The organism is Halopolyspora algeriensis (assembly GCF_003337235.1).
Lineage (GTDB): Bacteria > Actinomycetota > Actinomycetes > Mycobacteriales > Pseudonocardiaceae > Haloactinomyces > Haloactinomyces algeriensis.
The window spans coordinates 1-23,897 of the sequence record NZ_QPJC01000007.1; the positions used below are offsets into that span (position 1 = coordinate 1).

Annotated in this window: 22 protein-coding genes, 1 tRNA gene and 1 pseudogene; 8 read left to right on the plus strand and 16 right to left on the minus strand. The window is 67.1% G+C overall.

What is annotated here, in order from left to right; genetic code table 11:
- Positions 1-189 precede the first annotated feature (189 nt).
- Complete coding sequence (locus DFQ14_RS11975; protein ID WP_114453518.1) at positions 190-594, plus strand: PaaI family thioesterase; 405 nt, start codon at positions 190-192, stop codon at positions 592-594.
- Positions 595-695: 101 nt separating this feature from the next.
- Here the strand turns inward: DFQ14_RS11975 and DFQ14_RS11980 are convergent, their stop codons facing one another.
- Positions 696-1,307 carry an ANTAR domain-containing response regulator gene (locus DFQ14_RS11980; RefSeq protein WP_114453348.1) on the minus strand — a complete coding sequence of 204 codons (612 nt, stop codon included), beginning with the start codon at positions 1,305-1,307 and terminating at the stop codon, positions 696-698.
- 212 nt (positions 1,308-1,519) lie between these two features.
- Between DFQ14_RS11980 and DFQ14_RS11985 the strand changes: the two genes are divergently transcribed.
- Together DFQ14_RS11985 and DFQ14_RS11995 are read left to right on the plus strand one after the other, a co-directional pair.
- A tRNA-Leu gene (locus DFQ14_RS11985) sits at positions 1,520-1,593 on the plus strand.
- Between the two features lie 552 nt (positions 1,594-2,145).
- Entirely contained in the window at positions 2,146-2,493 is a 348-nt protein-coding gene (locus tag DFQ14_RS11995) for a hypothetical protein (protein WP_141921311.1), read from the plus strand.
- Between the two features lie 993 nt (positions 2,494-3,486).
- Here the strand turns inward: DFQ14_RS11995 and DFQ14_RS12005 are convergent.
- The 9 genes and pseudogenes from DFQ14_RS12005 to rox form a co-directional block, all read right to left on the minus strand.
- Positions 3,487-4,482: a hypothetical protein gene (locus tag DFQ14_RS12005; protein ID WP_141921312.1), complete on the minus strand. Its 996-nt coding sequence runs from the start codon at positions 4,480-4,482 to the stop codon at positions 3,487-3,489.
- A complete protein-coding gene (locus DFQ14_RS12010; RefSeq protein WP_114453352.1) occupies positions 4,475-4,789 on the minus strand; it encodes a hypothetical protein in 315 nt (104 codons plus the stop codon). The genes DFQ14_RS12005 and DFQ14_RS12010 overlap by 8 nt, the downstream gene beginning before the upstream one ends.
- Before the next feature lie 27 nt (positions 4,790-4,816).
- Positions 4,817-5,479 (minus strand): hypothetical protein, encoded by a 663-nt coding sequence (locus DFQ14_RS12015; protein WP_141921313.1) that lies wholly within the window; start codon positions 5,477-5,479, stop codon positions 4,817-4,819.
- Between the two features lie 12 nt (positions 5,480-5,491).
- Positions 5,492-6,754 (minus strand): putative T7SS-secreted protein, encoded by a 1,263-nt coding sequence (locus DFQ14_RS12020; RefSeq protein WP_114453354.1) that lies wholly within the window; start codon positions 6,752-6,754, stop codon positions 5,492-5,494.
- Positions 6,754-7,107, minus strand: coding sequence for a type VII secretion target (locus DFQ14_RS21875; protein ID WP_158546694.1), 354 nt, complete (start codon positions 7,105-7,107; stop codon positions 6,754-6,756). Before DFQ14_RS21875 ends, DFQ14_RS12020 begins: the two co-directional genes overlap by 1 nt.
- Before the next feature lie 200 nt (positions 7,108-7,307).
- Positions 7,308-7,506, minus strand: a pseudogene (locus DFQ14_RS22305) (tyrosine-type recombinase/integrase); the annotation flags it as partial.
- Between the two features lie 88 nt (positions 7,507-7,594).
- Entirely contained in the window at positions 7,595-7,720 is a 126-nt protein-coding gene (locus DFQ14_RS12035; protein WP_114453355.1) for a methionine/alanine import family NSS transporter small subunit, read from the minus strand.
- Entirely contained in the window at positions 7,720-9,249 is a 1,530-nt protein-coding gene (locus tag DFQ14_RS12040; RefSeq protein ID WP_114453356.1) for a sodium-dependent transporter, read from the minus strand. The genes DFQ14_RS12035 and DFQ14_RS12040 overlap by 1 nt, the downstream gene beginning before the upstream one ends.
- 194 nt (positions 9,250-9,443) lie before the next feature.
- On the minus strand, positions 9,444-10,871 hold the full coding sequence (gene rox / locus DFQ14_RS12045; RefSeq protein WP_114453521.1) for a rifampin monooxygenase: 1,428 nt from the start codon (positions 10,869-10,871) through the stop codon (positions 9,444-9,446).
- Between the two features lie 315 nt (positions 10,872-11,186).
- Here rox and DFQ14_RS12050 point away from each other — a divergent pair, with 315 nt between their 5' ends.
- A complete protein-coding gene (locus tag DFQ14_RS12050; protein ID WP_114453357.1) occupies positions 11,187-11,696 on the plus strand; it encodes a TrmH family RNA methyltransferase in 510 nt (169 codons plus the stop codon).
- Between the two features lie 79 nt (positions 11,697-11,775).
- Here the strand turns inward: DFQ14_RS12050 and DFQ14_RS12055 are convergent, their stop codons facing one another.
- On the minus strand, positions 11,776-12,429 hold the full coding sequence (locus DFQ14_RS12055; RefSeq protein ID WP_114453358.1) for a carbonic anhydrase: 654 nt from the start codon (positions 12,427-12,429) through the stop codon (positions 11,776-11,778).
- A 173-nt stretch (positions 12,430-12,602) separates the two neighbouring features.
- Between DFQ14_RS12055 and DFQ14_RS12060 the strand changes: the two genes are divergently transcribed.
- Both DFQ14_RS12060 and DFQ14_RS12065 read left to right on the plus strand, forming a co-directional pair.
- Positions 12,603-13,145 carry a GNAT family N-acetyltransferase gene (locus DFQ14_RS12060; protein WP_114453522.1) on the plus strand — a complete coding sequence of 181 codons (543 nt, stop codon included), beginning with the start codon at positions 12,603-12,605 and terminating at the stop codon, positions 13,143-13,145.
- 103 nt (positions 13,146-13,248) lie between these two features.
- Positions 13,249-14,133, plus strand: a complete 885-nt coding sequence (locus tag DFQ14_RS12065) for an oxygenase MpaB family protein (RefSeq protein ID WP_114453359.1) — start codon at positions 13,249-13,251, stop codon at positions 14,131-14,133.
- A 67-nt stretch (positions 14,134-14,200) separates the two neighbouring features.
- Here the strand turns inward: DFQ14_RS12065 and DFQ14_RS12070 are convergent, their stop codons facing one another.
- The 5 genes from DFQ14_RS12070 to DFQ14_RS12090 all read right to left on the minus strand — a co-directional run bounded on the left by DFQ14_RS12070 (position 14,201) and on the right by DFQ14_RS12090 (position 20,242).
- Positions 14,201-14,992: an IclR family transcriptional regulator gene (locus DFQ14_RS12070; RefSeq protein WP_420810158.1), complete on the minus strand. Its 792-nt coding sequence runs from the start codon at positions 14,990-14,992 to the stop codon at positions 14,201-14,203.
- Positions 14,993-15,168: 176 nt separating this feature from the next.
- The gene (locus DFQ14_RS12075; protein ID WP_114453361.1) at positions 15,169-15,795 is read right to left on the minus strand and encodes a sarcosine oxidase subunit gamma; all 627 of its coding nucleotides are present in this window, start codon (positions 15,793-15,795) and stop codon (positions 15,169-15,171) included.
- The gene (locus DFQ14_RS12080; RefSeq protein WP_114453362.1) at positions 15,773-18,667 is read right to left on the minus strand and encodes a 2Fe-2S iron-sulfur cluster-binding protein; all 2,895 of its coding nucleotides are present in this window, start codon (positions 18,665-18,667) and stop codon (positions 15,773-15,775) included. The genes DFQ14_RS12075 and DFQ14_RS12080 overlap by 23 nt, the downstream gene beginning before the upstream one ends.
- A complete protein-coding gene (locus tag DFQ14_RS12085; protein ID WP_114453363.1) occupies positions 18,667-18,939 on the minus strand; it encodes a sarcosine oxidase subunit delta in 273 nt (90 codons plus the stop codon). Before DFQ14_RS12085 ends, DFQ14_RS12080 begins: the two co-directional genes overlap by 1 nt.
- A 76-nt stretch (positions 18,940-19,015) precedes the next feature.
- Positions 19,016-20,242, minus strand: a complete 1,227-nt coding sequence (locus DFQ14_RS12090) for a sarcosine oxidase subunit beta family protein (RefSeq protein ID WP_114453364.1) — start codon at positions 20,240-20,242, stop codon at positions 19,016-19,018.
- Between the two features lie 138 nt (positions 20,243-20,380).
- Here DFQ14_RS12090 and DFQ14_RS12095 point away from each other — a divergent pair, with 138 nt between their 5' ends.
- Complete coding sequence (locus tag DFQ14_RS12095; protein WP_114453365.1) at positions 20,381-21,064, plus strand: GntR family transcriptional regulator; 684 nt, start codon at positions 20,381-20,383, stop codon at positions 21,062-21,064.
- Between the two features lie 268 nt (positions 21,065-21,332).
- Positions 21,333-23,828, plus strand: a complete 2,496-nt coding sequence (locus tag DFQ14_RS12100) for a GcvT family protein (RefSeq protein ID WP_114453366.1) — start codon at positions 21,333-21,335, stop codon at positions 23,826-23,828.
- The last annotated feature ends 69 nt before the right edge of the window (positions 23,829-23,897 follow it).

The window sequence follows — 23,897 nt, forward strand, 5'->3', positions numbered from 1 at the left end:
GGTGTTCAGGTCTTTCGTCACACATCGATCATGAACACCCTCCACCTATCCCCGTGCCCGGCCCCTTCACGCGACCTTCACGGAATCAACCATCTAGGCTGCACCCCTGACCACTGGTGCGCACAGGTTGAGGAGGACGATCCAGTGACGGCCACGGAGAACGGCGAAGCGCTGACCGGGGAGAATCCCATGTTGTTCGAGTCGCAGGTGCCCGATGAGGAACTGCTGTGGCATCGGATGGGCATGGAGGTCACCGAATGCACCCCCGATCGTGTGGTCGGGACCATGCCGGTTTCCGGAAACCGGCAGCCGTACGGGCTGCTGCACGGCGGCGCCAACGCCGTGCTCGCCGAGAGCCTCGGTTCCACCGCGGCCGTGCTGAACGCCGGGCCGGGGCGGATCGCGGTCGGACTGGAGTTGTCCTGCACCCATCACCGCGCTGCCACGGACGGTGTCGTGACCGGCGTGGCCACTCCCCTGCACCGGGGTGGCAGCACGGCCACCTACGAAATCGTGATCACCGACGAGCGGGGGAAGCGGACCTGCTCGGCCCGGCTGACCTGCGTGCTGCGCGACCAGCCACCGGGGCAGTGAGAGCATTCCGGCTCCCGGCGCCGAACAGCCGGGGGCCGGAGCGGGGGGGCCGGAGCGGGTGGAGGCGGAGGCGAGCCACTCGGTCTCCCCGAGCGCTCGGGCTACTCCAGGTTGTCCAGCACGGCCTGCGCCACGGCTTTCATCGTGGTGCGCCGGTCCATGGCCGTGCGTTGCAGCCAGCGAAACGACTCCGGCTCGGACAGGTCGTGGTTGCTCATCAGCAGGCCCTTGGCACGTTCGATCGTCTTGCGCGCCTCGAGACGTTCGGAGAGCTCCGTCACCTCCGCCTCCAGGGCCTGGGCTTCGGTGAAGCGGGAGGCGGCGAGTTCGATCGCCGGGACCAGGTCGCGCTTGGCGAACGGTTTGACCAGGTACGCCATCGCTCCCGCGTCCCGGGCTCGCTCGACCAGGTCCCGCTGGCTGAACGCGGTGAGGATCACCACCGGGGCGATCCGCTCCCCCACGATCGACGAGGCAGCCTCGATCCCGTCCATCTTGGGCATCTTGATATCCAGGATGACCAGGTCGGGACGCAATTCGTCCGCGAGGCGGATCGCCTCCTGCCCGTCACCGGCCTCACCGACGACCTCGTAGCCCTCTTCCCGCAGCATTTCCACCAGATCGAGCCTGATCAGCGCCTCGTCCTCGGCCACGAGCACGCGGCGTTGCGTCGTCTGAGCCGCACTTGGGTCCTCGGCAGCCGGCGTGGTCACCGGGTCCTCCTGGATGGTTCTCGGGTCTGCCGGTGCGGTCGCACCGGAGAGTGCATTTTAGCCCCGCATACCGCAGGCTCTCTGAGCAGGGAGAGTGAGCGGCGACACCGAATCGACCGCCCGCCACGCCGCGGGAGGCTGCTCGAACAGTCGCGGCCACACCCCTGGCGGCACCGCTGATCACCGGTGGAGTACCCTGGCTGGAAGCAGCGGCCCCCGTAGCCCAATCGGCAGAGGCGGCGGACTCAAAATCCGTGTAGTGTCAGTTCGAATCTGACCGGGGGCACCTTCTCTCACCTCCCTGAAACGGCCGCTCACCTGCGGACATGCCGTGTTCGGGCGATCACGGCGTCTGCGGGTGTTCCCGACTCGATGCGGCCTCGTGCGGGTGTTCACGGACAATGCGCGGACACGACTTGAGCTGATGCGTTGGCCATATGGTTTTGCAAGCTCGGTTCGAGCTGTTCGGGACGGCCCGGCGTTGCTTCCAGCGGCTGCACGGGTTCCTCGCTCCTTTCCGCTACGCTCGATTGCTCCTGTGGTGTGATTTCTTCCTCTGGGGCACACCAAGGACCGGTCTGCCGATACTGTGGTGCCAGCACGGAGGTTGCATGGGCTACTGGAAAAAGCACCCCCGTAAAGATCTCGAAGAGGTACTTGAGGTATACGACCAGCATGGATGGCGAGTTGAGGACCCTCCGAAGTACTACCGGGTGAAGTGCCCGTGCGGTGACCATCAGCGATCGATCCATCTGACCCCAAGCAACCCCAATTACGGCAAGCAGGCACTACAGTGGCTATACAGGCAACCGTGCACGGAGACCGAGGGAGGTGCTGGATGCAGGTAGGCGTGTTCATTCACTGGACGTTCACAGTCCGCCCCGAGCACTCGGGTCTCGATCTTTTCGAGCACGGTGACCAGCTCACCGAAGCACTCCTGAACCAAGAGGCATGTACTTCGGAGCTGAAGGACTCAGCGGTGTCGGTGGATCGTCGCAACAGTGTCATCGAGATCGAAGCGAGCGTCGTGGCTTCGTCGGCCAACGAGGCGATAGCCATCGGGCAGGCTGCGATCCGTGCAGCAATCCATGCCAGCGGAGGCGGTACGCCAACGTGGCCCAGTCACGACGAGCTGGTCACGCTCCTGCCGACGAACCTGCAGACCGAAGAGCTGGCTCTGACTTAACCTCTACCCCACGGTGAGACAGGAAGCTCGTGGCACCACCCGTGCCGCTCTGCGAGACGGCAGCTGCTCTGCGTAGCAGTCGAGCAGTCTGTCGGCCTCCCACCTTCCGACACGAAAAAGGCGCCGCCCAGGCGGCGCCTTTTCGATGTTACCCAAGCCAGTCCACACACCCTCTTCCCCGAAGAAGCCGGGTATGGTCACCGTCTGTGTTCTCAGCGGCGCGGTACTTGCCGTGCCCAGAACATCCGTAATGGGTGGCTCGACAGCAGCGCATACGCCACTACTCCGGGCTGCTGTGCCCGTTGCCGGCACGAGGGCGCACTACGAGTCGCTCGAACCGGTTCGGTCACTCATGCCCCGTCACCATGTGCTCGTCGCGGCCGGAGACAGCCACACAGCAGTTCACGAGCGGACGGGTGTCATCGAGTGTGCTGCCGATGCGGTCCTGCTCCACCTCGGTGAGGTAGCGGTCGGAGATTCCGAAGACACGCGCAAGATGTAGCGCTGTGTTCGTGTGAGCCGCCGGGTATCGTGCACGAGCTCATTGATTCGACGCGAGGACTTTGTGCTGTTCGAAGCGCTCACCAGAGGGAACCGCGACGCCGACGAGCCCGAGACGAACCCACTCGCTGCCGTAGACCGGCTGGCTGAGGAAGCCTCGCCGGCTATCCGCAGACCATGGCCGAGCAGAACTTCCACGAGTTCAGCCTCTCCAGCACTCCGAACGCGGCCCGGACCGTGTTCCGAGCAACCGCGTGCTCACGTGTCAGAATCGGCTCGGATGGCAACAGTCGGACAACATCGCGCCTGAGGACAGTGCCCCGTACGTGCGCGTCCCGTAGCCACTGACGTCCCTTCTTCCCTCGACCCACGTCTGCGCTCGCTGCCAGGCCCACCACCGCGAACCCATGCGCTCGCCCTCGAACGACTCGATGTCCTGGAACATCGCACACCGGTAATCCTCGGACTCGCCCCTCCACCACCGACGCACTCTCACTGGTGCCGGCTGTGGCGTTCATCGTTCTCGGCGAGCGTGTTGAGTTCTCCGTAGGCGTCGAGGAAATCACCGATCTCCGCACGTCGTTTCCGCCGCACCAGTACCGCCCTGAACATCGCCACCCCCAACAGGGAGAGCATCACCACTGCGATGGCCAGCATGACGTAGAAGCGACTCCCATCACCGGGCTCGAAGGATCCCAGTGTTCCGAACAAGATGATCGTGCCGAAGATCCCGTAGAAGAACGCCAGCGCGACCTGTCTGTTGAACCGCTTCGCCCAGTACTTGTGCCGCTCCCGCGCCCAGTTCAGCTGCGTGGGAGAGAGTGGATCGGTCCCGTTGTCGCGCTTGATTTCTTCTGCGCGTGCGGCGACCACCGGATCCTGCCGCAGCTCAGTCGGTGTCGCTCCTTGAACGAACGAGCCATCGTCGTTGTCCAACACGACATCGCCAGGTCGGGACAAGAGCAGCATGTTCCCGGCAGAAGCAGGATCGGTGCCGGTTATGGCCCATCCAACCGCCTCGGCGGCTGCCCGGATGTCAGCGCGCGACAGGTCCCCGTATTGGGAGGTGTCGAGTCGGTACTGGCCGCGAACATCCGGCTCGGCAGTCTTGAGTTCGTCAGTCAACCGCTGCCCGGAACTTGCTTCGCGCACCTGTCCGGGCGCTTCTGCAGGGCTGCGAACGAAACACAGGAACCAGCCTCTGTCCTGTAGGTCTTCGCCCCGGAATGCCCATCCCAGCTTTCCGAGCACATCGATGATCTCGGATTTTGAAAGCTCCCGGTAGTGCACCCAGTCAATGTGAAAATCTCCCCACCGGTACCGATCCTCGACCTGTGCTTTTTCAAGCTGCAGCAACTGCCGCTTCCGGCGTCTGTTCCTGATGCTGCGCGGGACCCCCCACAGATGCGCACCGACAACCAGGAAAGAAAATAAGAGCGACGGCAACAGTATCCACAGGGCAACACTGTCGGCTATTTCCTCACGCACGGCCGCTCGCTTTCTTTCGAGATTGCGGATGATCGAAGAACTGCATGTATCGACTTCCGTACCTAGTGGAATCGCGAACGTACCGAAGCCCCTCTGCCGAGGCGATTTCCTTTACCATGTGGTCGGACAGCGGATGTATCTTCCATCGCGCCACCTCGGCGTACCCATCGCTATTCCTGCTACCGTACAGATCGCCTCGAACACGTGCAGCAGCCTTACCCACGCTCTGAAAGAGCGGGATGATCCGATCCATCGCCACCCACAGCATGACCAAGGCGAAGAGAGAACTCCCAATAATCGTGCCCATTCGACCGCTCCTCCCGTCCTGGGGTCCTCAGAGCCCAGCCAGTAGATCACCGATTGACTTCTTTGCCGGGTCGGTGAAAGAGACGCTGGTGGCGATCCCGTTCAGCATCGACACGTAGTGCTCCCAGTCGTCCAAACTTTCGCTGGACACACCGAGTACAGCCATCCTCCGGCCACCGGGGAACGGGAGGATCACCTGTGCTTGTCGAACGCGGTGGACGTTTTCCACCGACTTTCCCGTTACCGACACCGGAAGTCGAACCTCTACTTCCTCTCCGACCACGAGAGCCTCACCAGCTGGGTAGTCCGCAAACCCGACCTTGCGACGCCCGTCCGGCTGCCGAAGAGCACTGGCGACTGCGGCGAGCGGCCGATGGGCCGACAAGTCGGCCTCCTTGACCAGAATGCTGAACTGCGATGTGGTCAGCTTGGACGGATCAGCGTCCGAACGCGCGACGCAGTGGCCCACGTAGACCGCTCCCTGATTCAGAAGCTGAGAGAGCATCAACTCCTGAAGGAATACTATGTGCACCTGTTCGGCAACAGACGCTCCGCCCAGCGACGCGGCGATATTCTCGTATCCACGTCTGATCCGCTGTTCAGGATCTTCGTCGAAATCTACGTGATGAAGCTGTTCCGGAACCGTGAAGCAAATCGGAACCGCACATTCGTCCTCTACTCCCGCAGCCAACAACTGTCACCCTCACTTGAGTTGGATACCACTCAGAATGGCACCAGCCGCACCGGCGGAATTTTTGGCATCAGTGGTGTCCTGACCTTTTTCGAACAGGCCCACCCCAGAAGGGACCTGCAATGCCACGTCGGTGCCTCCTTGAAGCACCTTGGCCGCGCTTTCCTGTGCGCCTGCAGTGGCAGCATCAGCGAGAAGCTGATTTCCTCCCACTGCTTTCTCCGCGACCCATTGGAATGCCTTGGCGGGTTCCTTCATGTCTCTCACGACCGAATCAATTTCATCCGAAAACCCTTTACTGCCTTTGGCTACGGCCTCTCCCGCTGTATCGAGCATCCCGGCCGCGCCGGTTGTCCTGGTAACGTCGACCACGCGATCCACTCCCGCCACGACGTCGCCTGCCGCATTGAAACCCTTGGACACGGCACCGACACCCGGAAGTACCCCCAGCACGTCGCCACCAACTGTCATCCAAGCATTGGGGTCGTCGTACTTCTCGTTGGCCACCATGTCCCCGCCATGGGCAGCGAGCGCCACTCCACCTGCGGCCAACGCTATTGGCCCGGCAATCGGGATGAACGCGGGGATGAGCGCCAGTGCGCCGGCGACCGTGGAGACGATCCCGGCGATGTCACCGAGGTCACCGAGGTGGTCCTTGAACCACTTACCCGGGTCGTCGAAGAGCTCACCGAAGGATTCGAAAAAGGCCTTGTTCGGTGCTTTCTCAGCCGCCTCGTTCAAGGCTTTCGAGCATGTTCTGGCGTCATCTTCCCAGGTGTCTTGAAGAGCCTCGGCCTTCTTTCGAATGGCTTCGACCGCTCCCCACGCGTCATTCGCGGCGTTGATCTTCTTTGTTGCGCTATCGCGCAACTCCGGACTGTCCGCTTGCTGCACGGCCGCGCTGCGGGCGGCTTCTGCCGCGGCATTCTTGGCGTTGTAGTCCTCGAGTGCCTGGCGCGCCTGCTGTTCCAGGCGTACCGCTTCCTTCTGGTGTTCCTCCAGGCGGTCGCCCCAGGTTCGCAATGCCTTACCGGCAGCCTCCAGTGAGGAGTGCGCATCGTTCAGGTACTTCGGCAGCTCGCCGAGATCTTCCGCGAACGCTCGCGCAGCTTCACCTGTCCACACGTCCCGCTGGCCCTGAACGGACTTCAGTACGTCATATGCCTCTTCGGAATACTTGCCGGTGTCGGTCATCTGCTCGGCGATGTCTCGCACCATCGCCACATTGCCGCGAGCGGGATCGAACCCCAGCGATGGATACTTCGTGCCGCTCATCACGCATCCCCCGCCGTGTTCTGACCGCCTGCCGGTTCTCCACTGGTCGCTACGGCAACGCCGGTTGCCATCTTCTCCAAGTCCTGCGCGATGGCACTGTCGAGCTCGACATAGCACTGCTTGGAAGCGTCAAGAGATCCCTTGATCTTTTCGACCGCGTCACGGAGCTTGTCCAAGCCTTCCTTCCAGTCGGCCCTGAAGTTGGAGCAAGCTTGATCGAGGCCTTCCGGGCCGATGGAATCCGGACCGGCCTTTTCCATGCGTTTGGTAGCGCTGCTGATGTTCTCGGTGGTCCGGTCCAGGTTCTTGCCGAGCGCGTCCAGTCCCCCGATGTCAACCGACAAGTCCGGCACTGCTACATCCCTACGTGAAGACTGCGGTTCGTAAGCGGTGTGACCATACTCGAGCTCGATCTTTACCTGGCCCCTGTCGGTCGTATTTGCTCCGAACAGCGGTGCCGACCATCGGCGTCTCCAGTGATACGCCCTGCGTACGGGCAACCTGTTTCCTGACGCGTGGCGAGGCAGATGGCCAAGATCACACACGTTCCCGGCTATCCTGCTTTCAACGTTTGTTGAATACGGCGCTGTGCGGCACCCCTGCCTTGCCAGGCACTTGGCGTAGATCTGCAGGAGCACGGTCACGCTGTGCCCGGGCCATTCGGCGACCCGAGTCGGCGGGACACCGGCGGACAGCCAGGTCGATACGGCCGCATGCCGGAGATCACAGGGAAGCTTGGCCGGCGGTGAGGCGACCGAATATCGCCGGGACCGGCGATCTTTCACCGGCCCGGCCGAGATCACTTCAACCTGCGGTGATGCACAGCAGGGCAGTGGTGCACTACTGGTCGGGTTCGTCGTGCTCGCGTGGCTCCGGGTGGCGGCGCAAGTGTATGGCCGAGGCGAGCAATCCGCCCCACACGAGCACGATCGCGATGATCATCATGAGTATGGCAGCCGTCGACATCAGCGCGTCACTCCTGTTCCGACGTCCTCACCCGTGGCAGCTTCGGCACCGCGCCGCCACGGCATCAGCGCGAACACGATGCCGAGCACGATCGCTCCGATCGCCACCGCCCAGCCCGCGCCGATCAGGAACGACGTCGGGTAGTCCTCGTAGTTGCTGGACAGTTCGGCGCGCAGGCTGTCCCACATCATCCAGCCCAGCACGACCGGCGTGACCCCTCCGAGCAGCACCTGCCACCACACCCCGAGACGGACGACGGAGGTTTCGTTGGCGTGCGCCTGCAGCATGGGCAGCTTCCGCAGCAACCACGCGACCGTGATCAGTGCTACCAGAGCGGCGAGCGCGACACCGTAGGCGTTGATGAAGTGATCCATCGTATCCAGCAGGTACAGCCCTTCCGCGGTCGGGAACAGCAGGATCGAGGCCAGCGCGGTCGCTCCACCCACGGTGAGCACGGCGGGCAGCCTGCGCATCCCGGTCTTGTCCTGCACGGCGGAGATGACGACCTGAACGATGCTGATCAGCGACGACAGCCCGGCGAGCACGAGCGAGACGAAGAACAGCACCCCGAACAGGGTGGCGCCACCGGGGATGCTGGAGATGATCGTCGGGAAGGCGACGAAGGCCAGGCCGATCCCGTCGGTGGCGACCTGGTCGAGCGGAACTCCCGTAGCGGCGGCCATGAACCCGACCGTTGCGAACACGCCGATACCCGCCAGCAACTCGAAGGAGCTGTTGGCGAAGCCGGCGACCAAACCGGTTCCGGTCAGATCGGCCCTCCGCGACAGGTACGAGGAGTAGGTGATCATGATTCCGAATCCGATCGACAGGGAGAAGAAGATCTGGCCGTATGCCGCAACCCAGACACTGCCGTCGGTGATGGCCGACCAGTCCGGTGTGAACAGCGCGTTCAGACCGACCGCGGCACCGGGCAGGAACAGTGCTCGCACCACCAGGATCAGGAACAGCACGACGAGCAGCGGGATGAACACCTTGTTCGCGCGCTCGATGCCCTTGCGGATCCCCAGTGCGAGCACGCCGAGCGCGACCACCCATACGGCGATCAGCGGCCACAGCACGTTGCCGACATACCCCGACACCATGCCCGGTTCCCCCGCTCGGGCCAGGAAGTCGTTGAACAGGAACGTGTCGGGTTGCTGTCCCCACTGGGCGCCGAAGGAGAACCCGACGTAGCGCACCGCCCACGCGATGATGACCGCGTAGTAGGTCGCGATCACGAAGCTGATCAGTACCTGCCACCAACCGATCGCCTCGGCAGGGCGGGCAAGCTTGCGGAAGGCCAGCGGCGGTGAGCCGCGGAACCGATGCCCGATGCTGTACATCATGATCAGCATCGGGATGCCTGCGGTCAGCAGCGCGACAAGATACGGGACGAGGAACGCGCCGCCACCGTTGTCGTAGGCCACATACGGGAACCGCCAGATGTTGCCGAGACCGATCGCCGAGCCGACCGCAGCGAGGAGAAAGCCCAAGCGGCTACTCCACTGCTCGCGCCCCTGATCCGCCATGCGCGCTGCTCCTTGCCAGGCCGATTCGTTGCTGGAACCCTCGCAGCATATCCACCGCGCCCACTCGGCCGCGGTGGTGGTCGAGCGGATCGAATGCCTGGCCCCGCCCTCGGTCAACAGCGCCCGGGTTGCTGTTGACCGAGGCATGTCGGAGGTGGGCCGGCACAAGACCCCACCGGGCCACGACTGCGCGCTCAGCCGGCGGCGGCGCCGAACCACGTGGGCAGCCGGCTGAGCAGATCCTGCTGATCGTCACCGACCCACGCCACGTGGCCGTCCGGTCGCAGCAGCACCGCGGGCACGTCCAGTTCCTCGCTGACGTCGACGACGTGGTCGATGCGATCCGCCCAGCCCGCCACCGAGAGCCGGCCGGTCTGGTCGAGCAGCAGCCCGCGGCCACCGTGCATCAACTCGTAGAGGCGACCCCGCTTCAGCCCCACGTCCCGCATCCGCCGGCCGAGCAGGTCATGGTCCTCGCCGAAGTCGTAGCGGACCCCGAGCGCGGTGATCTTCTCGGTCAGGTACCGGTTCACGTCCTCGAAGTCCATCAGCTCCGACACCAGCCGGCGCACTGACCGGGGTCCCGGCTCGGTGGACAGCAGCTGCATCTGCGCGCGGGTGTTGTCCAGCACGTCGGCGGCCACCGGGTGCCGTTCGGTGTGGTAGCTGTCCAGCAGCCCCTCCGGGGCCCAGCCGTCGACCTCGGCGGCCAGTTTCCAGCCGAGGTTGAACGCGTCCTGGATGCCGAGGTTGAGCCCCTGCCCGCCGGTCGGCGGGTGGATGTGCGCCGCGTCGCCGGCCAGCAGCACCCGGCCGGTCCGGTACCGCTCGGCCTGCCGGGTGGCGTCACCGAAGCGGGACAGCCAGCGCGGTGAGCGCACGCCGAAGTCGGTGCCGGCGAACACCTGCAGCTGCTGCTTGAACTCCTCGAGGGTCGGCGGGACCGAGCGGTCCTCGGTCACCCCCTCGGCGGGCACGACGACGCGGTACACCCCGTCCCCGAGGGGCCCGACGCCGAACCGCAGTTGGGTCTTGCGGACTTCCGCGACGGTGGCGGCAACGGTCTCCGGATCCTCGGTCACCTCCATCTCGCCCAGCAGCGTCTCGACACTGGTGGGCTCGCCGGGGAAGCCGACGCCGAGCAGTTTGCGCACCGTGCTGCGTCCGCCGTCGCAGCCGACGAGGTAGCGCGAGCGCAGCTGCGTGCCGTCGGACAGCTCGGCGGTCACCCCGTGTTCGTCCTGGCTGATCCCGACCAGTTCGCAGCCGCGCCGGATCTCGGCGCCGAGCTCGGTGGCGCGCTCGGCCAGCAGGCGATCGGTGGTGGGCTGCGGGATGCCGAGGACGTACCCATGCGCGGTGTCCAGTTGCCCGGGCGGGGGTTTGGGGATGGCTGCGAAGAAACCGCCGACCGGGTACTGCCGGCCGTGCGCGAGGAACCGCTCCAGCAGACCGCGCTGGTCCATCACCTCGATGCTGCGCGCGTGCAGGCCGAGCGCGCGGACCACCGGGGTCGGCTCCGCCTCCTTGTCCAGCACGAGCGCGTGCACGCCGTGCAGCCGCAACTCGCCGGCCAGCATCATGCCGGTCGGTCCGCCGCCGGCAACGATCACGTCGATCATCACGATCCCCCATTTCCGCAGGCTCGGCCGACAAGCCTGCGGCACGACCCGGGTCTTGCCACAAGCCCCCTGGTGCGCTATACGTTGAAAGTGGCGGGGAGTCGGTACTCCTCCCTTTCCAGCATCGAAGGCGCTGGAACAGGTCGAAGGCGCTGGAACAGTGGAAATGCGTCGTGGTTCCGGTTGATTTCGGACGCTCAGTGGTCCCCGCTCCGCCAACATTCACCGCAAGGACAGACCCGTTGTCCGCTGTGTGGCCCGTCCTCGGCACCACCACGACCGGAGCTCGCTACCTGCAGGTAGGCTTCTGCCGTTGTGAGTACCAGTGGGCAGCGCAGCATCGTGGCGATCGCGCACAACCTGCGGTCGGTGCACAACGTCGGCTCCCTGCTGCGCACCGGCGAGGTTTTCGCCGTGGACAAGGTGTACGTCACCGGCTTCACCCCGTATCCCACTCATCCCGGTGACGAGCGCAGCGCCAAGCTGCAGGCCCGGCAGACCCGCCAGATGGCCAAGGCCGCCGCAGGCGCCGAGAGCACGATGCCCTTCGAGCGCCACACGGACGTGGCCGCGCTGCTGGACTCGCTGCGCGAGGCGGGATACACGGTGGCGGGCCTGGAGATCGATCCGCACGCCATCGACCTCGCCGAGTACGCACCGCCGCAGAAGATCGCGCTGCTGCTCGGCGACGAGGTCCACGGAATCGACCCTGCCCTGCGGGACAGCTGCGACCTGCTGCTGCAGATCCCCATCCACGGGAACAAGTACTCGCTCAACGTCAGCGTCGCGGCCGGGATCGCGCTCTACACCCTCCGCACGGCCTGAGGCCTCGCACCGCCGGCCGGCACTCGCGCAACGGCGCCCGGCCGGAAGCCGGTTTCCCCGCGTCGCACCGCAGCGGCGTTCACTCCGCCGAACCGGTCACCGCGCTCTCCCCCACCAGCGGCCCGTGCGAAGCCACCAGTCGCGCAGCGCCCTCGGACAGGCGGTAGGACAGCCCCGCGATCGCGCAGCGCCCCTCGGACACCTCGGTCGCCAGGACCGTGGAGCGCTCCATCAGCAGGTCCACGGTGCGCCGGACGTGCTCGTCCACGAGCTGGTCGACCTCCGTCAGCCCCGCCGCCTGTCCGGCGAGCACACTCGGAGTGACGCGCTCCACGACATCCCGCACATAGCCCGGCGGAGTGCTCCCGCCGGTGCACGCGTCCCTGGCCGCGGTCACCGCTCCGCACGAGTCGTGCCCGAGCACGGCCACCAGCGGCGTCCCCAGCACACCGACGCCGTACTCGATGCTGCCCAGCACCTCGGGACCGGCCACATGCCCGGCCGTGCGCACGACGAAAAGGTCGCCCAGGCCCCGATCGAAGATGATCTCGGCCGCCAACCGCGAATCGGAACACCCGAACAGCACCGCGAACGGGTGCTGTCCCGACGCCAGCGCGGACCGGTGATCGGCATCCTGGTTCGGATGCAGGCGATCTCCGTCCACGAATCGCCGGTTACCCCCCATCAGGGCGTCGAAAGCCTGCGCGGGAGATGTGGGCGAGGAAGACGACATGGCCTGCAAGGTACAACATGCCCGCGGCCACGGTTCCCCGGCATGTGTGTCCCCGGTCTCACCGAGTGAACGGAACTTTCGTCACTTCTATGCGGGTGAAAGTTCCGTTCACTCTCATCGGCTCGGTGATCGGACACCGGGCCGACGGGCGCGATCCGCGATACCGTGCCCGCATGGACCCGGCGCTACGAAGCGACCGCCTGCTGCTGCGGGACTGGACCGTCGACGACGCCGAGGCGGCGTTCGCGATCTACGGATCGGCCGAGGTCGCGGAATGGCTCACGCCGGCGATGCAGCAGGTTCCGAATCCCGCCGCGATGCGCTCGGTGCTGGAGGCCTGGATCGAGGCCCAGCCCAACATGATGCCCCCGACCGGGCACTGGGCGCTGGTGCGGCGGGCGGACGATGCGGTCATCGGCGGGGTCGCCCTGCGGCTGCTTCCACCGTACGAGGAGGACATCGAGATCGCCTGGCAGATACGTCCCGACGAGTGGGGCAACGGGTACGCCACCGAAGGCAGCCGCGTGCTCATGCGGTGGGCCTTCACCCGGGACGTCGACGAGCTGTTCGCCGTGGCCAGGCCGAACAACACCCGTGCGATCGCCACGGCACGCAACCTCGGCATGGAATGGGTCGGCGAAACCACCAAGTACTACAACCTCCGACTGCAGGTGTTCCGGATCCGGCCCGCCGACCTCGGCGGCGGCGACGCCTGAATTCCCGTGCCCGACGAGCACGCGCGTCGGGCATCGGCGTGTCGTGCCATCGGCCGACCCCGTGCCATGCTGGAACACAACCGCCTCACCATCAGGATCCACCATGCACACGCTGCAGCCACGCTTCACCGACACCGGGCTGTTCGGCCCGGACTCGGTGACATGGCGCCTGCACGGTGATCCCGCGGTCATGTGGGTCGGCGGCCTGCGCGCGCTGCTGCTGCAGGCACTGCATCCGCTGGCGATGGCGGGTGTGGATCAACATTCGGATTTCCGGGACGATCCGTGGGGGCGGTTGCAGCGCACCGGTGATTACGTCGCGACTCTGACCTTCGCCGACAGGCCCACGGCCCGGCGTGCGGCAGCCGCCGTCCGGCGGGCACACCACGGCCTGGCAGGCATCGAACCCGAATCCGGGCGGCCCTACCGGGTGAGCGATCCCGACCTGCTGCTGTGGGTGCACTGCTGCGAGGTCGACTCGTTCCTGTCCGTCGCGCGGCGCAGTGGGCCGGCACTGTCGGACGGCGATGCCGATCGCTACGTCGCCGAGCAGGTCGTCGCCGCGCGCCTGGTCGGCGTCCCCCCGCAGCGCGTTCCGGACTCGGCGGCAGCGCTCGAGGACTACTTCCACACGGTGCGCACCGAGCTGCGCTGCACGGCAGCCGCGCGGCGCGCCGCCCTGTTCCTGCTGTGGCCGCCCATGGCGACCACGGTGCAGCTGCTGACCCCGGCACGGCCCGCATGGACCGCGCTGGCGACGCTGGCCGTGGCCACGCTGCCACGCTGGGCACGCACTCTCTACGGCCTTCCGGCGCTGCGTACGACCGACTGGAGCACCACGCCGACCCTGTACGGGTTCCGGCTGCTCGGGCAGACTCTGCCGGACTCGTGGCGGCATCATCCGTATCACGTCCGGGCGCTCGAACAGTGCCGCATCCGGCAACGCGAGGAAGAAGCCGGAGTGGTCCGGTCGCACGCTCGGCGATAGCCGTGCGTAGCCGTGCCCCGGCGCACCGGCTGCAGGGGTGGGGAAAAGGCCGCGCCGCGGCCGGAGGTCAGGCTTCCAGGTAGCCGAGCTGAGCCGAGAGATCCTTGGAGGCCACCGTCATCGCGTCCACGACTTCCCGGACACGCCTCCGCGAGAACCGGTAGGACGGTCCGGAAGCACTCAGCGCCGCGATCACGCCGCCATCGTGGTTGTACACCGCCACCGCGGCGGCGTTGAGGCCGAGTTCCAGTTCCTCGTAGCTGGTGGCATAGCCGTCCCGCACGATCGCGGCGAAGTCCTGGCGCAGCTCGTCGGGCTCGATGATGGTGCGCACCGTGTACCGTTCGAGCTCTTCGGCGAGAAGGTCGTCCTGGTCTTCCGGCGGTGCGTGCGCCAGCAGTACCTTCCCGCTCGACGTGGCGTGCAGAGGGGTGCGCTGACCGACCCAGTTGTGCGCGGTGACCGCCGCGGTCCCGCGTGCCTGGCTGATGTTGATGGCGACGTCGTTGTCCCGGATCGCGATGTTGACCGTCTCGCCCAGTTCGGAGGCCAGTGAGTCGCAGAACGGGCGTCCGAGGCGGGGCAGATCCATGCGTTCGGTCGCCGCCCCGGCGAGCCGCACGACACCGAAGCCGATCGCGTACTTGCCGCGGTCTCCGAGCTGTTCGACCATGCCCCGGGTCTCCAGCACGCTGACCAGCCTGGAAGCGGTGGACTTGTGCACTCCCAATTCGCCGGCGATCTCGGTGATCCCGGCTTCACCGTTGCGCGCCAGGAACTCCAGGACGGTCACAGCCCTGTCGACGGACTGCACGAGCGCTCCGGAATTCCTGGCGCGTCCATCCTCTGAGTTACCCACGGGCCAACCGTATCCGCTCCGGTGGCACACACCGGAACCATCCGCGCGTCTCGACCTTTTTGTAATGATAAATCACGTGTGCGGCAGATCATAACTCTTGTTTCTCATTGTGCAACTCCCGTGCCGGCCCCGTCCAGGGGAGCCATGAACCACCGTCTCGCCATGAGCAGGGCAGCTCACCGATGGGTGAACTCGGCCATGGCATCCAGCAGCAGGTCCGCGAGGTAGTCCGCAAAGGAACCACGCACCATCAGCCGGTACGCGGGTTCGGTGCCGACCTGCCACAGCACCACCTGTGCCCGCCCGACCAGGGTCTGCGCGCACTGTCCGCTCCGGAAGGCACGCGGATGCAGATCCAGCGAGCAGACCTTCTCCAGCACCTCCCGGGAGGTCGGTCCGGCCAATCGAAGCGTGGTCCGGTTGGCCGAGACGTCCACCACCGACCCCGGCGAGTCCGCCATCGCCGTCCGCGCCGCTTCCACGATCCCGTCGGCCCGGCCGTCCGGCGCCACCACCAGCCACTCGTCGGGCCCCAGCCACAGGGCGGCGTCGTGCTCATCGCCTGTCACCCGGTTGGGCTCGCGCGGCAGGATCGTTCCCAGTGCTTGCTCGACTCCGGCGGCTGCCGGACTCGCCGGAAGCACCCGCAGGTTCACCTGGCTCAGGAACGGCTCCTCACCCAGCCGGACCCCGCGCAGTCCCTCCACACCTGCCGCGGCGAGCTCGTCCCGGCGGCCGGCCAGCGGGCTCCGTCGCAGGCCGGCCACCTCGGTCGATGACTCATTCGTACTGACGACCGTCACGGCGGACTCCTTCCTCGTCGTAGAAGATCGGCTTGGTGACCTCGACGGCGATGTCGGTCCCCCCGGCGGGTGCGCACAGCACCTCGCCGACGCGGCGCCGGCCATCGGCGACCAGTGCGAGCGCGAACGTCCGCCCGAGCGCGGCGCTGCGGTAACTGGATGTGACGTGTCCGAGCATCGGCACCGGGGGCTGCCGCGGCCCGTCGGGATCGACCAGGTGCGCCCCCTCCGGCAGTTGCTGCTGCGGATCCATCGGCAGCAGTCCCACCAGCTGCTTGCGGTCGGTGCGAGCGGTGTCCGGCCGCGCGAACGACCGCTTGCCGACGAAGTCCTTGCGCCGGGACACCACCCAGTCCATGCCCAGATCCAACGGGGTGACCGTGCCGTCGGTGTCCTGGCCGACGATCACGAATCCCTTCTCCGCCCGCAGCACGTGCATGGTCTCGGTGCCGTAAGGGGTGATGCCCAGGTCGGCTCCGGCCTCGGCGACCTCCTCCCACACGGCGAGCCCGTACCAGGCGGGCACATTGACCTCGTAAGCCAGTTCACCGGAGAACGAGACCCGGCAGATCCGTGCCGGGACCCCGCTGCGCAGCACGGTGTCCCGAAACTCCATGAACCCGAACGCCTCCGCCGAGACGTCCAGCTCCGGCGCGATGCGCCCGACCACGGCGCGGGAATCGGGACCGACGACCGCCACCGCCGCCCACTGCTCGATGACCGAGGTGCAGTGCACCCCGAGATGGGGCCACTCGGTCTGCAGCCATTCCTCCAGCCAGTCGAGCACTCCCGCCGCACCTCCGGTGGTCGTGCTCATCAGGTACCGGTCCTCGGCCAGCCGCATCGACACGCCGTCGTCGAGCACCATCCCGTCGGCGGTGCACATCATGCCGTAGCGGGCCTTGCCGACCGGCAGTTTGGCGAACCCGTTGGTGTAGATCCGGTTGAGGAACTCGGGGGCATCGGGGCCCACCACCTCGATGCGGCCGAGGGTGCTCACATCCTGCATGGCCACGCCGGTCCGCGCCGCGAGGCATTCACGCTGCACGGCGGCATCCATGTCCTCCCCGGCACGGGGGTAGTACCGCGCCCGCTTCCACTGGCCGACGTCTTCGAACACCGCCCCTGCCGCCACGTGCCAGGAGTGCATCGGCGTGGTGCGCACCGGATCGTGCAGCCCGCCCCGGTCGCGGCCGGCCATCAGCGCGAACGGCACCGGGGTGTACGGCGGACGGTGGGTGGTCGTACCGACCTCGCCCGGCGAGCCGGCCATCAGCGCGTCGGCGATCACCCCGACGGCGTTGACTCCCGAGGTCTTGCCCTGGTCCTGACCGGTGGAGATCGTGGTGTAGCGCTTGACGTGCTCCACCGAGCGCATCCCCGCACCGAGAGCGCGCCAGATATCGGCCACAGTGGAATCGCGCTGCAGGTCCACGAAATGGGTGTGCCACTGCTCGGAAGTGCCCTCCTCCGCCGGGACCAGCCACAGTGGACGGGGGCGGGTGCTCGGCCGGTCTCCCGCGACCGGCGGCACCGGCGGCACCGCGACACGGAAACCGCTCGTGGTCGCCGCTTCGGCTCCTGCCGCCAGCCCCTGGGACAGGCAGCCGGCGAGATCGTAGGTGCCGCGTGCGGCTCCGACGACCTTCGGCAGCGAACCGGTCGGTTCCTCCGGCAGGAATCCCGCCACGACCGGGTCCCACCGCACGGTCCCGCCCGCCTGGCTGAACAGGTGCACCACCGGATTCCAGCCACCGCAGACCGCCAGCAGGTCGCACTCGACCTCCCGGGGCGTGCCCGTCAGGGAGCCCTGTTCGTCGAGCTCCGAAATCCGGACCGAGGAGATCCGCTCCTGCCCACCGGTGCCGACCACGGCCGAACCCGGATACACCTGCCCCCCGGCTGCCCGGACCTGCTCGGCCAGGTGGGCGGGCGGGTCCGGCCGCGTGTCCACCAAGGCAGGCACCCGTGCTCCCGCGTCGAGGAGTTCCAGCGCGGTGGTGTAGGCACTGTCCGATGTGGTGAAAACGACCGCCTGTTGCCCCGGCAGCACGGCATAGCGGTTGATATAGCTGCGCACGGCCGAGGCGAGCATGATGCCGGGCCGGTCGTTGTCGGCGAAGACCATCGGCCGCTCGTGCGCCCCCGTGGCGAGGACGACCCGTTGGGTCCGCAGGTGCCACAGCCGCTGGCGCGGTTGCTGCGGCCCGGCCTCGGCCAGGTGATCGGTGCGTTTTTCGGCGACCAGCAGGTAATTGCCCTCGTAGCAGCCGACGGCACTGGCACGGGTCAGGACCCGGACCTCCGGCAGTTCCACGAGTTCGCGCACGGCACGGCCGATCCACTCCGTGGCCGGGTGACCGTCGATCCGCTCGGTACCGTCGAGCAACGCGCCGCCGAGTTCCCGCTGCTCGTCGACGAGGACGACCCGCGCACCGCTGCGGCCCGCGGACAGCGCCGCGGCGATTCCGGCCGGGCCCGCACCGATGACGACCACATCGGCATGCACGTATTTCTTGTCGTACACCGCGGTGTCCGCCTCGGGGCCGACCCGCCCGACCCCGGACAGACTCTCGGCGACCAGCCCGTCGTAGAGCTCGACCCGGGTGGCGGTCAGCATCGGTTCCGGGCAGGCACCGTGCAGTTGTACGAGGGCGTTGGGCTCGGTGCAGTCGGCGGCGAGGATGCCGCGCGGGCGGCCCCGGTGGATCGACGGGGCCGCCACGATCCTGCCCTCGGCCAGCAGGGCCGAGGCCAGCGTGTCGCCGGGGTGGCCGGACAGCTCGACCCCGTCGACAGTGCCTCGCAGCCTGCGCGTGCGGTCGACGCGGCCTGCCCGGACCGAGGAATCGAGGCGGTGAGGGCTCGTCATCACATCACCGGCTTTCTCGCCGAGGGCAGCTCGGCGCGCATCTGGTTGGTCGCCGTGTCCCGGACCGTGGTGAACCACCGCCGACAACCGGCGGTGTGCACCCACCGTTCGGCGAACTCCCCTTTCGGGTTGTCCCGGACGAACAGGTATTCACCCCAGGCGCGGTCATCCAGTGCCGCCGGATCCCGCGGATAGTCCACATGGGCCTGACCGCCGTACCGGAACTCGGTTTCCTCGCGGTCACCGCACCACGGGCAGCGAATCTGCAACATGTCGACCCCGATTCCACGAAAATTCCTTCTCACTGACCTGTGACTCGTGTACGCAAGTCATTCCCACGGCCCTTCTCTAGTGCGCGACGGCGGCGGCACCGTGCTCGTCGACGAGCGCCCCGGTGGTGAAGCGCTCCATGCCGTACGGGGCGTTGAGCGGATGGGGCTCACCGGTGGCGATGGTGTGGGCGAACACCCAGCCGGCACCGGGAGTGGCCTTGAATCCACCCGTGCCCCATCCACAGTTGACGAAGAGGTTCTCGTACGGGGTCGGGCCGATGATCGGGGACGCGTCCGGGGTGACGTCGACCGTGCCCGCCCAGGTACGCACCACGTGCGCCCGCGCGAAGATCGGGAACAATTCGACGGCCGCCGCCAGCTGGTTCTCGATGACGTGCACCGAACCCCGGTGGGCGTAACCGTTGTAGGAGTCGACGCCCGCACCGAGCACCAGCTCGCCCTTGTGTGCCTGGCTGCAGTAGACGTGCACGTGATTGGACATCACCACGCACGGGTGCACCGGTTCGAGCAGTTCCGAGACCAGTGCCTGCAGCGGGTGGCTCTGCAGCGGCAGCCGGATACCGAGGGTGTCGGTGAGCAGGCTGGTCCGCCCCGCCGCCGCCAGCCCGACGCGGCCCGCGGCGATGGGTCCGGCGGTGGTCTGCACGCCGGTGACCCGATCCCCCTCGGTGAGGAAGCCGGTGACCTCGCATTCCTGGATGAGATCCACACCCATCTCGTCGGACTTGCGCGCCAGGGCCCAGGCCACGTGGTCGTGCTTGGCGATGCCCGCGCGGCGCTGCAGTGTCGCTCCGAGCACCGGATACCGCAGATCTGCGGACGTGTTCAGAATGGGGCAGATTTCGGCGATCTCGTCCGGAGTGACCCATTCCGCGTCGACGCCGTTGAGTTCGTTGGCGAAGGCCCGACGCCGGGAGTCGCGCACCTCTTGCTCGGTGTGCGCGAGATTGAGGACTCCGCGCTGGCTGAGCAGGAAATCGTATTCGAGTTCGTCGGGCAACTGCTCCCAGAGCTGCAACGCGTGGTCGTAGAGCGCGGCGCTGGCGTCGAGCAGGTAGTTCGACCGGATGATCGTGGTGTTGCGGGCCATGTTCCCGCCCGCCAGCCAGCCTCGCTCCAGGACCGCGATATCGCGGATACCGTGGTTGCGGGCCAGGTAGTACGCCGTGGCCAGCCCGTGCCCGCCCGCACCGACGATCACCACATCGTAGCTGCGTTTCGGTTCGGGGTTGCGCCACAGGCGTGCGGGCGGATCGGGCAGGGCGTGCCGAGATGTGACCACAGTGACTCCTTGTGAGCGAAAGCCTTCTGCGCGAGGAACGCCGTTGTTCCGGTCGGTCGGCCGGAGACACCAGTGAAGAATTCTCGAATACAACTACTCGACAACTGATATGTCAGTCTGTGAGGTAGGCTACGATTCATGCCACCAGCGGTCAATTCCCCATCGGGTGACGGCTTCACGAGCATGGACCACGCGGGCACCCTCTCGCAGGCCGAGCGCGCGTACCTGACCCTGCGGGACCTCATCCTGTCGCTGCGGCTTCCGCCGGGCTCACCGATCCGGGAAGAGATCCTGACCGGTGAACTGGGCATCGGCCGCACGCCGTTCCGGGAAGCCGTCAAGCGGCTTCAGGCGGAGTCGTTGATCGCGATCTACCCCCGCCGCGGGAGTTTCGTCACCGAGGTCAACATCACCGACCACGCCCTGATCGCCGACGTGCGCCGCAGGCTGGAAGGTCACGCGGCACGGCGAGCCGCCGAACGCGCCACCACCGCCGAGCGCACCGAACTGGAGGAGCTGCGCGAGCTGGTCGAGTCCCTGCCCGGCGCACAGGCGCCGATCATGGACGTGGACACCCGGGTGCACCGGACGGTGTACCGCTGCACCCACAACGGCTACCTGGAAGCCACGCTCGGCCAGTACTACAACCTCGCCGTGCGGATCTGGTGCCTGTTCTTCGATCGCCTGCCCGACGTCACCGATCACGTCGTCGAGCACGGTGAACTGCTCAAGGCCGTCATCGAGGCGGACACCGAGCGCGCCGACCGGATCGCGGTGGCACACGTGGACCACTTCGAGCACGCCATCCGCCAGGTGCTCTGACCCGACGGGCCCGCCTCCGCGGCTGACCCCCTACCACACCCGGCCACGGGAGTCGGCGACGCGCAGCGCTCTCGCGCGGGGGCGCCGGAGCGGCGATGCGCGCCTGCCACCGGGCCGAGTTGATCTCCCTGGGCACACGCTCACGCAGCCCTGAATCGAGCCCGCCGAAATCGCTCGAATGTGTGTCTTGACGCACACGAGGCCCCAGGCGCACTGTTGCGTGTGACGCAGTTAGTTGTCATAGGCGCAACGGCAACAGGGGGTGGAGATGGGTACTGGGCTCGGATCAAGCACAGGGGTACTCATCATCGGCGCAGGCATCGTCGGCTGTAGCACGGCGTACCACCTCGCGCGCATGGGAATCACCGACGTACTCGTGGTCGAACAGGGGCCGCTGTTCGCCACGGGCGGTTCGAGCTCGCATGCGCCCGGCCTGGTTTTCCAGACCACCGCGTCCCAGACGAGCACCCAGCTCGCCCGGTACACCGTCGAGCGCTACGCCTCCGAGACCCTCGACGGGCAGCCCTGCTTTTACCAGGTCGGCGGGATCGAGGTGGCCACCACGTCCGCACGGTGGGACGACCTCAAGCGCAAGCTCGGTCTCGCCACCTGCTGGGGCGTCGAGGCCGAACTGCTCGGTCCCCGCCAGGTGCACGACCGGATCCCCCAGATCGATCCGGCTCGGATCCACGGCGGTCTCCACGCGCCCGGCGACGGCATCGCCAAACCCGTCCGCGCCGCCGAATCGATGGCCCGGGACGCCCGGAGCCGGGGGGTGCGTTTCGTGGGCAACACCGAGGTGACCGGTTTCGACATGGCCGGCGGTGAGGTCCGAGCGGTGCACACCTCCCAGGGCACGGTGTCGGTGGACACCGTGCTGTGCTGCGCGGGCGTCTGGGGCCCGCAGGTCGGGGCGCTGGCGGGAGTGTCGATCCCCGTGCAGCCGGTGGCCCACCAGTACGCGGTGACCAGCCCGGTGCCCGGGCTGACCACGGGGGACAGCGAGGCTCACCAGCCGATCCTGCGCCACCAGGACAGCTCGATGTACTTCCGGCAGATCCACGACCGCTACGGCGTGGGCTCCTACCAGCACCGCGCGATCCCGGTGAGCCAGCAGGAACTGGCCCCCACGGCCGCGCCGGGCAACGGCGCCGAACCCTCCTCCCAAGGCGGCGGCTGGAAGGGCATGGCCTCGGTGCACCCCTTCACGGCCGAGGATTTCGCCAAGCCCTGGTCGGATGCCTGCGCTCTCCTTCCCGGCCTGGCCGAGACCGAGATCACCGAGGGCATGAACGGGCTCATGCTGTTCACCGCCGACGGGGCACCAGTGCTCGGCCCTTCTCGCGAAGTCGGCAACTTCTGGGTGGCCGAAGCGGTGTGGATCACCCAGGGCGCCGGGGTCGGGCTGGCGATGGCCGAGTGGCTCAACGGGGACGTCCCGAGCATCGACCTGCGCGGAGCGGACCTGCGGCGCTTCGAGGACTTCGCGCACAGCCCGTCCTACGTCGGAGCACGCGGCAAGCAGAGCTTCCGCGAGGTCTACGACATCGTGCACCCGCAGCAGCCCCCGGAACACCCGCGACCGCTGCGCACCAGCCCCTTCTACTCGAGGCAGCGCGAGCTCGACGCCTACTTCCTGGAGGCCAACGGCTGGGAGCGTCCCCACTGGTTCGAGTCCAACACGTCCCTGGTGCCCGGGCGCGACATCGCCGAACCCGGGCAGTGGGCGGGACGCTACTGGTCCCCGGTCGTCGCGGCCGAACATCAGGTCACCCGGGAACGTGTCGCCATGTACGACATGAGCTCCCTGACCCGCTGCGAGGTCAGCGGGCCGGGCGCCCTGGACCTCCTGCAGCGGGTGACCACCAACCAGCTGGACCGCAAACCCGGCTACGTCACCTACACGCTGATGCTCGACCACGACGGCGGTGTCCGCGCCGACATCACGGTGGCCCGGCTGTCGGAGGACACCTTCCAGGTCGGCTGCAACGGTCAGCGCGACGTCGCGTGGCTGCGCAAGCACGCCGACGCCACGACCCAGGTCCGCGACATCACCGGTGGCACGTGCTGCATCGGACTGTGGGGGCCGTGTGCCCGTGACGTACTTCAATCACTGACCAGCGAGGACGTATCGCACGAGAGTTTCCGCTTCTTCCGCGCCAAGCAGCTCTACGTCGGCGAGGTACCCGTGACCGCGCTGCGGTTGTCCTACGTCGGTGAACTCGGTTGGGAGCTGTACACATCGGCCGAGTTCGGCCTGCGACTGTGGGATCTGCTGGCTTCGGCCGGGGCCGAGTACGGCATCATCGCCGCAGGCCGGGGCGCCTTCAACAATCTGCGCCTGGAGAAGGGCTATCGCGCCTGGGGCAGCGACATGTGGAGCCTGCACACGCCCGACGAAGCCGGCCTCGACTTCGCCGTCAAACCGGACAAGGGCGACTTCATCGGTCGCCGGGCACTGCTGCGCCGCCGCGAGCAACCGCTCCAGCGACGACTGTGCTGCCTGATCGTCGACGACGGCACCGTCCTGATGGGCTCCGAACCGGTGTTCGCCACCGCCGAACCCGACCGCGGAACGGTCGGCTTCACCACCAGTACCGGCTACGGCCACAGCATCGGCGCCAGCCTCGCCTACGCATGGCTGCCCGCCGACCTCGCCGATGAAGGCACCGATGTCCAGGTTTCCTACTTCGACCAGCGACACCCTGCCACGGTCGCGGCCGATCCGGTCTTCGACCCGGAGATGAAGCGCATGCGCTGCTGAGCAGGTCACCACCGTTCACCCCCTACAGGCCACGCCCGTCACCGTTCACCGCGGTACGGGCGCGATCAC